This is a genomic window from Hallella sp. (assembly GCF_037460745.1).
Taxonomy (GTDB): Bacteria; Bacteroidota; Bacteroidia; order Bacteroidales; family Bacteroidaceae; genus Prevotella; species Prevotella faecis.
Window position 1 is genome coordinate 1 of the sequence record NZ_JAXVAE010000044.1, and the last position, 11,433, is coordinate 11,433.

Below are 11,433 nucleotides of genomic sequence, written 5' to 3' on the forward strand. Positions count from 1 at the left end.
AATAGCTAAACTCTTTGACGAAGACTTTTGGGTGACACGATGACGAAGTCAGGAACAAGTTGCGCAGCCATGACTTGCGCGAGCTGACGGTTACCGCCACCAAGGTGAAGATGTTTCTCAACGGTGACACGGTGGTCTACAATGCCGACGCGTTCAACCTTGCCGACGGTTCCATGCTCGACGGCCTCATACGGATGCTGCCGGGTGTGAGGCTCGACGCCAATGGCGTGATCACCGTGAATGGCCGGGCGGTTCAATCGCTCGTCATCAACGGCCACGATTTCTTCAAAGGCAACCCCCAAGCGGCGTTAAGCAACCTGCCGGCCTACACCGTGAGGAAAATAAAAGTATTCTCACACGAGGGGCAGGCCACACGCCTCATGGGTCGAAACATGAACGACAGCATCCTGACCATGGATGTAAGGCTGAAGAAAGAGTATTCCACGGGCCACATGGCCGACATAGGGGCGGGCTACGGCACCAACCGACGTTACCATGCCGAAATGACGGCCATGCGTTTCAACGACGTCGGCAACGTCATGGTGTATGGGAAGGTCAACAACCTCAGCGACGCAAGCATCGCCAACGGCTCCGGGCGTTGGGCCAATGTCGAGTCGACCCCCGGAAGGCAGAGGCCGCGCACGGCTGGGGCGACACGCAACTTCTCTCTGGGCGACAAGGGGTCGGTGTCGATGGATCTGTGGTGGCAGAACAACGGCATAGACCTCACCACAAACGAGACGGCGACCCGTTTCCTGAAAGATGGCGACATGTGGCGCACCAACCGCTCGCACGAGGAGAAACAGAGCGACAAGCTGAACTTCAAGGGCGCGCTGAGATATAACGGCAAGGGGTTCTACGTCAACCCCACGCTGCGTGCCGTTATAGCCAAGGGTGACCAGTGGAGCAACAGCGCTCAGAGCAGCACCACCGACCGCACGGCTTTCCACAATCACCTCAGCAACCTTAGCCACGACGACAAATCGTTCAAAATGGAAGCGAGCGGCGACGGAGGCGTGAAGATCGTTGAAGACCTGGTGAAGTATGACCTCCACGTGGGCTATTCGAGCGAGAACGAGGGCGACACGCTTGCCATGACTTCGGACTACAACAACACAAACATGTCGCAACGCAACCAGCGCAACAACAAGAAGACGCGTCGTTGGAACGCGGGTGGCGGCCTGCGATACGAGGGACGGTTTGGCAGCTTCACCATCGTTCCATCGCTGCGCTATTCGTACGACCACACCACCACCAACAACCGTTTCGGCATGCTCGCTGCGGTCCCCGCCGATAGCGTTGCGCCCTCTATGGCCCTATACTTGTCGGCCAGTGGCCTCCGCAACCCGAACGATTACGATTACCGCTTGCGCCAGCACAACGCCAACATCGGCTTGGAGATACAGAAGATGGTAGGGCTCTTTGGCATGAGTGGCACATGGGTGGTGCAAATGCCTATCAGTTGGAAAAGCAAGCGGCTCAGCGCTTTCCGTGTTTACGATCAGCAGGTAGGTCGCAGCCGATGGTTCTTCGTGCCCTCGACCTATCTCTACCTGTTTGACATGCGTCCCAACGGTTCGCAAACCGAGTTGTCTGCCAACGCCGCCCTGTCTTACGACTTGCCCGAGATGGCCTACATGCTCGACTATCGCGACGACCGAGACCCGTTGTGCGTAAGCATGGGAAACGCCCAGCTGCGAAACCCATGGACGGCCATCGTCAACCTATCGTTCAGCAAAAGGTGGGCCATCGGCAACGCATTCTTCGCCAAGAGCCTCACCACCCTCTTGGGCGACATGACGGTCATGGCCTACGCTTACGACCCTGCCACCGACGTGTTCACCTTCCGTCCGGTAAGCGTCGACGGAAACTGGACGAACACCACCAAGGTAGGCCTCGACGTTATGCTCGACAAGAGGCAGAAATGGATGCTCAAAAGCCAAGTCGACTATCATTATAGGCGAAGTGTCGACATGGTGGCCACTACCGACATAGCGTCTGCAAGCAGGAGCGTCGTCTGCAACCACACGGCCCAGTGGAGCGCGATCCTCCATTACAGCATCGGCGACGGCACCTCCGTAGCGCTTTTGGCCGATGTGGCTAAAGACTGGTGCGCCAGCAAGCGCGAAGGGTTCCGCAACCTCGTGGCCGAGAGCTACAAGGCAGGTTTTTGCGCCCTTCTTGCCCTGCCCTGGCACCTTCAACTCTCCACCGACCTCACGATGGTGGCGCGCCGCGGCTATCAGTCCCACCAGATGAACACCACCGATTGGGTGTGGAACGCGCAACTCACGCGCACCTTCTGCAAAGGCCGCCTGCTGGCCAAGCTCCAAGGCTACGACATCCTCCACGAGCTATCAACCACCTCCTACGCCGTCGACGCCCAAGGACGAACCGAAACGTGGCACAACGCCATACCGCGCTACGCCATGATCTCCCTCGCATGGAGGTTCAACGCCAACCCCAAGAAGAAATAACGGTCAAGCAATATAAGACAATGAAGAAATTCAAATTCAACCAAGCTGATTTGGGCGAGGTGTTATCGCGTGAGGAACTGAAGAATGTGATGGGAGGTAGCGAAGCCTTTCAAGATAGTTCTGCTCCTGAATGCAGAGGTGTGTTTGGGCAACAATGCCAACACAAAGGGGATAGTTGTTGGTACACCAGTGACGGAAAGAAATTTCAAGGAACTTGCGATTGGATGCCTGGCGGTTTTTATCCAAGACTTTTGTGTTTCGTGTTGCTCATTTGCTCCTGTGCCTGCCTGCAGGCGCAGAGACATTTCAGCATATCGGGATATGTGTCCGACACCTTTGGCAAGCCTCTCGTGTCGAAGATCACGCTGATGACTACCGACAGCACCATTGTCGACACAACGACGGCAGTGATGTCGTATGGCAGCTTTGGCGAGATAGCCTTCTACCAGCTGTCGGCTACCAGCAAAGGCAAATACATCATCCGTGCCTCGATGGACGGTTACACCGACGGCCTTGTCGAGTGTGAGATAAAGAGTAACCGGCAAGGCATGGTGTTCGCAAAAGAAATAAGGATGGCCAAGCGGGTTCCCACGCGCGACCTGCCCGAGCTCACGGTTCGCGCCACCAAGGTGAAGATGGTGATGCGCGGCGACACTGTGGTCTACAACGCCGACGCGTTCAACCTCGCCGATGGCTCCATGCTCGACGCGCTGATAAGCCGGTTGCCGGGAACGACCCTCACGCGCGACGGGCAGATCTTCGTGAAGGGCAAGAAGGTGGAGAGCCTGCTCGTCAACGGGCGCGACTTCTTCGCGGGCAATCCGCAGGTGGCCTTGCAGAACCTGCCCGCCTACATCGTCGGCAAGATAAAGGTGTATAACCGCATGGGCATGGCTTCGCAACGCATGGGGCGCGACATGGGCGACAAGCAGGTCGTTATGGACGTGCGCCTCAAACGCGAGTATGCCAAGAACTATCTGGGCAACCTTGAGGGAGGCGTGGGCACCCAGCACCGCTACCTCTTACGCGGAATGGGCCTCAAGTTCTCCGACAAGGAGCAGGTCGTGGGGTTCTTCAATCTCAACAACCTCAACAACAACGAGCGCGGCGACATAGGAGGCCGGTGGGGCGACAACGACGTCGAGAACGGCTTGGTGGCCACAAAGACGATGGGCCTGTCGTACCACAACTATCTCCGCGGACAGTTTGATGAGGTTCGAGGAGAACTGTATTATACCCACACCGACAACGACGCCGAGCAGCGCAGCCACACGCAGACCTTCCTGCCCATGGGCGACGCCTTTAGCGCCAGCCAATCCAACACGGTGGGCAAGAGCCATTTGCTGAAGGCCAGTCTAGGAGCCGACATGGGCGTAAGAAACCTCGGCCTGAAAAACAACTTCGACCTTTTGTGGGCCAACCGCAAGGGGTTTGCAGCCAGCCTTGCCGAGACGAGCGATTCGGCCTCGGTGCTCAACCGCATGCTGATGAACAGCTGCTATGAGGCCCACAACCTCAACCTGCGCCTGAGCTCAAGCGAGATGCTGTCGTTGTGGCAGATGGATATGGTGCCGTTCCGCTTCAACCTGACCTACGACCGGCTCACCCAACGCTCCTTCTCGCTCACCGACGCCACCTTCGCCACCACCGACGCCCCGAGCGATTACCGCAACTATTACACGGTGAGTCCCAACCAGCACCTCGACCTGGGCACCGGCATAGGCTACAACTACATGCTCAACCCCGCCATGCTCTCGGTCGACTACGAGTACCGCTACCGTTACAACAAGGCCCGCAACATGCTCTACCGACTCGACAAGTTGGCCGATGCCGACAGCACACGCTTCAACGTCCTCCCGTCGGCCGCCGATGCCTTGCGCAATGTGCTCGAAGCCCCCAACAGCTACAGCATGCGGCAGTACACCAACGAGCACAAGCTGACGTTAGGATACAGCTTCACGAGCCGAAACCGCAACTTCGGCCTTAGCCTCTACCTGCCCATGCGGCAGGTGAGCAGCAACCTCTATTACCACAGGGAGGGCCGCCACGACGTGTCGCGCAGCAGGCTGTTTGTAGAGCCCGTGTTTGCCATGTGGGGCGAGAAGAAAACAAAGTGGCGCATAGACCTCAACATGACGTCGGCGCTGCCCGACCTAACCGCCATGGTCGATTACCGCGACAGCTCCAACCCCCTGAGCATACGGATGGGAAACCCCCATCTGCACGACACACACACCTATGAGGCGCGGGCCTCCATAGAGCGAAATGGCAACAGGCAACGCATGTTCTACGCCAACGTAGCCTATCGACAAACCGACCACGCCGTGGCCTACGCCCTTACCTTCAACAAGGCCACGGGCGTTAGCGCCACCCAGCCCGTAAGCGTAAACGGCAACTGGCAAGCCCACCTCGAGGCAGGCATGGGACGGGCCATCGACAAAGCTCAGAAATGGACCCTCAACAACCGCTTCACGGCACACTACAACCACAATGTTGACATGGCCAAGGTGGCGGGAAGCGGCGAGAGCCAACGCAGCATCGTCAACAACTATCATCTGCACAACAACCTAAGCCTGACGTTCCGGCCCAACGACCGGTACGAAATGGCGCTCAGCGCCGGAGGCAACTACTACCTCGTCGACGGACAGCGCGAAGGGTTCAGTCGCATCAACGCCGGCGATTACCAAGTGGCGCTCAACACCACGCTCGCCCTTCCCTGGCACCTCCAACTCTCCACCGACCTCACGATGGTGGCGCGCCGCGGCTACCAGGCCCACCAGATGAACACCAGCGACTGGGTGTGGAACGCGCAGCTCTCGCGCACCTTCTGCAAAGGCCGCCTGCTGGCCAAGCTCCAAGGCTACGACATCCTCCACGAGCTATCAACCACCTCCTACGCCGTCGACGCCCAAGGACGAACCGAAACGTGGCACAACGCCATACCGCGCTACGCCATGATTTCCCTCGCCTGGAGGTTCAACGCCAACCCGAAGAGGTAAACAATTGGAGAGCAGATAAGCCACGAAGGAACAGGGAGCGCATAAGGGCTACAAGAGCGGCATGCGACCTGCTTTTTTCGCCTCCCTACCTTTCGTATGGCATTTTGACCACGATGACCTTAACGTGCTCTTGTTGCTTTCCGGTTTTAATTTTTGCGATGTGCCAATCGCATGGGAACATGATGCAGAAGGTGTTGGGTGCCATCTCGAACCGCTTGAGGCGTGTGGCGTCGTAGCGGTAATGCTCCACGTCGGGGGTGTAGTCGGCGAGGGGGGTGGCTGTGTCGTGGTCGATGAGGGCCAGTCCCTCCACGCCGTCTACCACGATCATGAAGTCGATGTTGTCTCTGTGGCTCTCCGATCCCTTCCCGTTCCTGAGGTCGTGCTCCGAGCACCAGTTGGTTCCATCCTCCACGGAGGCCACGAGGCCTGTTTTGCCGATGGGCGTGCGCCCTGGCTTGAGCGCCTTGAGGTCGTTGTTCTGGAGCCATTGGAAGAGCTCGTCCCACAGCTTGGGGTTCCTGCTATACTGTATGCAAAACTCGGTGAGGCTGACCGTAGGGGCGGGAACGGCCTTGTTGAACGCTCCCCTCCATTGTCCCTGCTTCACCCATTTGGCGGCGGCGCGCTCCACAGCCTTGGGGTAATGGTGCGTGTAGGTTTGTGCCGTGGCTCCTGTTGTGAGGAGCGTGGCGACGATGGCCATGGTGGCCATTTTTCTCTTGACTTGTTTCATGTTGTGCTGATTGTTTTTCTTATGCAGGTTCTACTTCGCCCTCACGATGCGTATGCCTATCTGCGAGGGGTGCTCAGCCATGTAGGTGGCCAGGAGTTTGGGCTCCTCCACCACCTTGCGGTGCAGCTGCGATGCGTTGAGCATGTGTAGCCCGTCGGCGTGCCACACGGCTATGCCGAGGTGACTGGTGTCGAGGCCCTTCTTCGAGGTGAGTATCACGATGATGTCGCCGTTGTGTATGGTGCTCCGCAGCAGTTTGCTGTTCCTCAGCTGGCCCTTGGGAATGTAGCGGTAGCGTCGGCCGCTGATAGCCCTCTCCATTTGCCGCAGGGGTGCCACCCATTGGGGATGGGCCGCAAGCATGGGATAGAGGTGCGTGTGGGTGGTCATGTAGTTGGCCCGCACGGTCTGCACGGCGGTGAAGGGCGGCGTGGGGCCTTGCACGTCGGCCACGAGGCCCTTGCGCACGTTCTCCTCGATCCAATAGGTAAAATAGTGGAGGCGGTGCGTGTAGGCCACCTTGCCATCCTCGTAGCGCAGGCGCTGCAGGTTGCGGCAGAAGGCTTGGAAGGTGTGGGCCTTCTGCTTCATGCAGAGCGCGAGGGCCATCACCGTTTCCACGTAGGTGGTGCAGTCGAGCTGCCGCAGGTTGACCACCAGCCGCTCCTCGCGGTTCACCTCGAGCGTCTTGGCCACGTAGGGCAGTCCGCGCAGCTGGCGTGCGAACCACAGGGTGTAGTTGGTTTTGGGGTTTAGGGTTGCGGCTTTTTCCAATAGTCGCACCACCTTCACCGAGTCGCTTCGCCAATAGTGGGGCGTTGAGGCTTGGGAGCCCATGGCCGTTGTGGCGAGCAAGATCAAAAGCGTCAATATTTTCTTCATAGCGTAAAAGGGTGTTGGGGGCTACCTTCGTCCGAAGTTGTAGCCGAAATAGATGTTGACCGATCCAAAGATGTTGTTGGTCTTAAACTGATCCTTGCGGTAGTTGTAGGCGTGGAACACGGCGCTGGCGCCGGCGTACCACCGCGTGTTGTTCCACACCAGTCCGAGGCGGAACAGGCCGTCGAGGTTGATGTTCTTGAAATCGAAGGTTCGGAAGAAATCCTTCTCCTCATTTTGCACGTCGCTTGTGGAGCGCTTGTAGCTGAGCGAGGCCATGGCCGAGGCGTTGAAGAGCCAGTTGTAGGCAAACACCCAGTTGATGCCGTAGCCCCCCGAGACGGAGTAGTCGGTGTATTTCACCTTCGAGAAGCGCATCGACGAGTCGATGATGCCGTCGGCGTTGGTGGTCCCGAGGCGTTGCTCCACGAGGTCGGCCAGCTTGCCCCAGTCAACCTCGAGCGAGTGGCGCGTGTAGCCAATGCCCATCATGGGGCTTCCCGCCGTTCGCCGCTGCACGGTGCTCTGGCTGTAGGCGGCGGGATAGGAGAACTTGCGGTGGTTGAAGATGTAATAGAGGTTGCCGCCCGTGATGCTCGAGTGGAACCCGTCGAACGAGGCTCCGCGCATGCGGCTGGTGTCGTACTGCTTGCCGAGGTCCATGCGCGAGATGGTGTAGTCGTTTCCCGACTTTCGGTAGAACACGTCGATCCCTATCTGGTTGCTGTAAAGGCTGAGGTTGAGGTCCTGCTTGCGGTCGCCGTCGCTGAGGTGCGTGAGGTCGACGGTGTAGCCCAGGAACACCCATCGCCAGCCCACATAGGGTCCGAGCTTCACCGATGGCTTCGGCACGAACACAATTTCCTGCCCCGTCTTGTTGGCCAGGTGGTAGATCTCGTAGGTGTTGGTGTTTTGGAGCATCACGGTGAAGTTGTAGTGCTGCGGCTCCACATACAGCGTGTCGACACGCGAGAACTCCTTCACAAACTGGTAGGCGGCGTTGAGCAGCGGGTTGCGCAATTCGTGGCCCGAGGTGCGGGCACGACGCTCCTTCCGCCCCACCTGTGTGGAGTCGGTGGAGTCGGTGGGGTTGGCGCTGGCGTGGCAGGCCAGGGCGATGGCCACGAGGGCGAGCAACACACGCTTGGCCATGGCTCAGAACTTGCCCAATATGCGGTCCATGACCCAGTTGGTGGGTGTGGCGCTGACGCTTGTGCACTCGCACACGCCCACGCCCTGCAGATGCTCCACCACCGCCCGTATGAGGGGCAGCTGCACGTGCGCCGGGTTGGGGATGGCGAAGCGCTGGTGGCCCTCGCTGGTGATGAGGCTGATGGGGTCGTAGCTATACACCGAGAAGCCCAGCGTGCCCCTGTCGCCGATCACCATGATGCGGTCTTCCTTGGCGCTCTCGTGGCCCACGAAGCACCACGAGGCGCTGCCCGGTATGCCGCTCTGGAAGATAAACGATGCGCTGATGGTGTCTTCGGCCTGGTAGAGGTGCGCGCGGTTGGCGGGGTATCCGTGTGCGCGTATGATGAACCCGAAGAGCTGCTGCAGCAGGTCGAGCTGGTGGGGCGCCAGGTCGTAGAAGTAGCCGCCGCCCGCTATGAGGGGCTGCACGCGCCACGGCTGGTTGCTGCCCTGCGCGTTGTCGAACTCGCGTGGCGGCGCCGAGAAGCGAATCTGCACGTTGAGAATCTTGCCCAGCGTGCCATCCTCCACCAGTTCCCTCACCTTCTGGAAGTAGGGCAGGTATCGGCGGTAGTAGGCCACGAAGCACGGCACACCCGTCTGCTCGGATATGCGGTTGATGCGCAGGCAGTCTTCGTAGCATGCCGCCAGCGGCTTCTCCACATAGCAGGGCTTGCCCGATCGCATGGCCATGATGGCGAAGGTGGCGTGGCTCGAGGGCGGCGTGGCGATGTAGATGGCGTCGATGTCGGGGTCGTCGACGAGCTCTTGCGCGTCGGTGTACCACTTGCGTATGTGGTGGCGCTCAGCATAGAGGCGCGCCTTGGCGGCGTTGCGGCTCATCACCGCCACCACCTGCGACCCCGGCACCTCGCCGAAGGCCGGTCCCGACTTTTTCTCCGTGGCCTCGCCACAGCCTATAAAACCCCAGTTTATTCTCTTCATAGTGGACTGAAAAATATACGTTAATGACGGTGCGGCCCTATCGCCGCCGCCTAACTCGAATGCAAAGATAGGGCAAATCGAAGACAATACAAAATCTATGGGCTAACATTTTGTTAACATCCCATTGCGTCGAGGAACACTTGCAGATGTCCGGCGTAATAGAGCGGTATGTTGTATAACTTGAACGACTTGCCCTTCTGCGTGGTTACTACGTCGGATGTCATGGGGCCGTTCCAAAGGCGCAAGGCAATTGTTGCGGTCGACTCGTCCATATACTGGTGTAACGAGCGAAGCTTGGCGTTGTTGCCCGTCTTCACTTCTATGGGCAACAGGTGCGACTTGTGCCTTATCACAAAGTCGACCTCCGCTTGCGAGTTTCTGGCGTCGCGCACCCAAAACATTCTTTTCTCGCCAAACGTAACCGTTGATCCCAACAGCTCTTGGCCCACTGCATGCTCGGCGATGTCGCCATTCCAAAGCTCGTCGGCGTCTTTGTTGAACAGCAAATTCTCCTGCATGCCCGCCACATAATTCACCAAGCCAGTATCGAGCCACAACAGCTTCGGACTCTTCTTTAGGTCGGGCAAGAAGGGAAGCGATGTCGACGTGATGGGGTAGACCAATTCGAGCAGAAGCGTCTTTTCCAAGGTCCTGAATGCGTTGCCCACCTCGGCCGCCTTGAATGTGGCTCCTGTGAACTTCGCAAACTGGATGCGATGGCCTGCCGCCGTCCACCCATAGTTTAGGATATACCTAATGGCGTCTTGCTCCTTGGGCTTGCTGGCATACTTCTCCACGTCGTCGCGATAGCCCGACAACAAAGCGTTGAACACGCCATTTAGCCTTACCAAATCGTTGTGCTGGGCATAGTTGGCCACCGCCTCTGGCAGGCCACCTACAATCATGTATTTCTTAAACAAGTCGATGGTGAGATGGTGGAGCGATGCAGGCAGCGAAACCGTCTCCACATAGTTGGCGATGGCGTCGTGCCCCATGGCCCTGAGGAATTCCACAAAGGTGCAGGGGTGCAACGCCATATACTCCACTCTGCCCACGGGGAACGAGATGTGTCGACCCATTAGGCTCTCTAAGAGCGACCCGGCGGCAATGACATACAAGTCGGGGCGCTTCTCGTAGAAGTATCTCAAGGCTTGCACCGCCTTGGGCTCATTCTGTATCTCGTCGATAAAGATCAGGGTCCGACGGTTCTCGCCCTGCATCTTGTTTGCCTTGAAGAAAATGCCAGCCAACAAATCGTCGAAAGAATAATCGGCGGCAAACAACGCCGCGTTTTCCTGCTCCTCCAAATTAAGATATATATACGTGTCAAACTCCTTGGCGAAAAGTTCCACCAAGGTGGTCTTGCCCACTTGTCGAGCCCCACGCAGCACCAGCGGCTTGCGCTCTTCCTTTTCGGCCCAGTGGCGAAGATACCGTATGGCTATTCGTTCAAACATACGCTTTGCTTTTTGTGATGATAGTGCAACTTGAATGCAAAGTTAGTGCCAACGAGGGCCATGAGAACTTGATCTCGGATGGCCGAGTGCCGCCTAACTTCTGCAAAGTTAGGACAATTATTTGCAAATCCAAAGCAAAAACGCAATAAAACCTATCCATTTCCAAACCAAAAACAGAGAGAAACGCAAGCATTTCCAAACCAAACGGAGCGAAACCGTGAGCATTTCCAAACCAAACGGAGCGAGAAAGGAAGGTGTTTCCAAACCAAACGGTGGCGAAACCGCAAGCGTTTCCAAACCAAAAACGGAGAGAAACCGCAAGCGTTTCCAAAACGAGGTGTGCCCTTAAACGCGCCCTTATAGAAACGCTCTCTGCATATCAGGCAAGCCTGTCATGTGGCATTCTTTTCATTCCTGTCAAACGAAGCGGGCTGAAAGCCCAATGACCTCCTCAGCCCAGGGCAAGCGAAGCGACACCCTGGGTAAACCGCCACACCCTATCACACCACGCCCTGTAAGGGCAAAAGTGTATCTAACGCGCTCTGTTTCAATACTTTACTATTGCGTTGCGCTTGATAGCATTCCTTTTTTATCCAAGGCTTTCTTGCTTAGTCAAGCGGCAAAGTCAAGCGGCAAAGCCGAGCGGCCGCGCTGAGCGTAAATCTCTCACCCCGAAAGGTTTTATCTTTTAGCCTCAGACGGCGTAACAACGAATTTCCCTAATTTTCGAATTTTTCCAAATTGCG

General features: G+C 57.6%; 7 protein-coding genes. 2 read left to right on the top strand and 5 right to left on the bottom strand.

The window, feature by feature from the left end:
* Positions 1–59 precede the first annotated feature (59 nt).
* Positions 60–2,477: a hypothetical protein gene (locus WKK33_RS01115; protein WP_337932098.1), complete on the top strand. Its 2,418-nt coding sequence runs from the start codon at positions 60–62 to the stop codon at positions 2,475–2,477.
* 20 nt (positions 2,478–2,497) lie between these two features.
* Positions 2,498–5,476, top strand: a complete 2,979-nt coding sequence (locus WKK33_RS01120; RefSeq protein ID WP_337932100.1) for a TonB-dependent receptor — start codon at positions 2,498–2,500, stop codon at positions 5,474–5,476.
* 85 nt (positions 5,477–5,561) lie between these two features.
* On the opposite strand, the gene WKK33_RS01125 is transcribed toward WKK33_RS01120, so the two are convergent.
* From WKK33_RS01125 to WKK33_RS01145, 5 genes are all read right to left on the bottom strand, one after another.
* The gene (locus WKK33_RS01125; protein WP_337932102.1) at positions 5,562–6,212 is read right to left on the bottom strand and encodes a YhcH/YjgK/YiaL family protein; all 651 of its coding nucleotides are present in this window, start codon (positions 6,210–6,212) and stop codon (positions 5,562–5,564) included.
* A gap of 30 nt (positions 6,213–6,242) precedes the next feature.
* On the bottom strand, positions 6,243–7,094 hold the full coding sequence (locus WKK33_RS01130) for an N-acetylmuramoyl-L-alanine amidase-like domain-containing protein (RefSeq protein ID WP_337932104.1): 852 nt from the start codon (positions 7,092–7,094) through the stop codon (positions 6,243–6,245).
* Positions 7,095–7,115: 21 nt separating this feature from the next.
* Positions 7,116–8,243 carry a DUF4421 domain-containing protein gene (locus WKK33_RS01135; protein WP_337932105.1) on the bottom strand — a complete coding sequence of 376 codons (1,128 nt, stop codon included), beginning with the start codon at positions 8,241–8,243 and terminating at the stop codon, positions 7,116–7,118.
* A gap of 3 nt (positions 8,244–8,246) precedes the next feature.
* Positions 8,247–9,230, bottom strand: a complete 984-nt coding sequence (locus tag WKK33_RS01140; protein ID WP_337568373.1) for a Gfo/Idh/MocA family oxidoreductase — start codon at positions 9,228–9,230, stop codon at positions 8,247–8,249.
* A gap of 113 nt (positions 9,231–9,343) precedes the next feature.
* Positions 9,344–10,687: an AAA family ATPase gene (locus tag WKK33_RS01145; RefSeq protein WP_337932106.1), complete on the bottom strand. Its 1,344-nt coding sequence runs from the start codon at positions 10,685–10,687 to the stop codon at positions 9,344–9,346.
* Between the last annotated feature and the right edge of the window lie 746 nt (positions 10,688–11,433).

What these genes read in the sequence shown, in the direction of transcription:
- WKK33_RS01125 (WP_337932102.1), bottom strand. Translation starts at nt 6,212, where the DNA reads ATGAAACAAGTCAAGAGAAAAATGGCCACCATGGCCATCGTCGCCACG.
- WKK33_RS01130 (WP_337932104.1), bottom strand. Translation starts at nt 7,094, where the DNA reads ATGAAGAAAATATTGACGCTTTTGATCTTGCTCGCCACAACGGCCATG.
- WKK33_RS01140 (WP_337568373.1), bottom strand. Translation starts at nt 9,230, where the DNA reads ATGAAGAGAATAAACTGGGGTTTTATAGGCTGTGGCGAGGCCACGGAG.
- WKK33_RS01120 (WP_337932100.1), top strand. Translation starts at nt 2,498, where the DNA reads ATGAAGAAATTCAAATTCAACCAAGCTGATTTGGGCGAGGTGTTATCG.
- WKK33_RS01145 (WP_337932106.1), bottom strand. Translation starts at nt 10,687, where the DNA reads ATGTTTGAACGAATAGCCATACGGTATCTTCGCCACTGGGCCGAAAAG.
- WKK33_RS01135 (WP_337932105.1), bottom strand. Translation starts at nt 8,243, where the DNA reads ATGGCCAAGCGTGTGTTGCTCGCCCTCGTGGCCATCGCCCTGGCCTGC.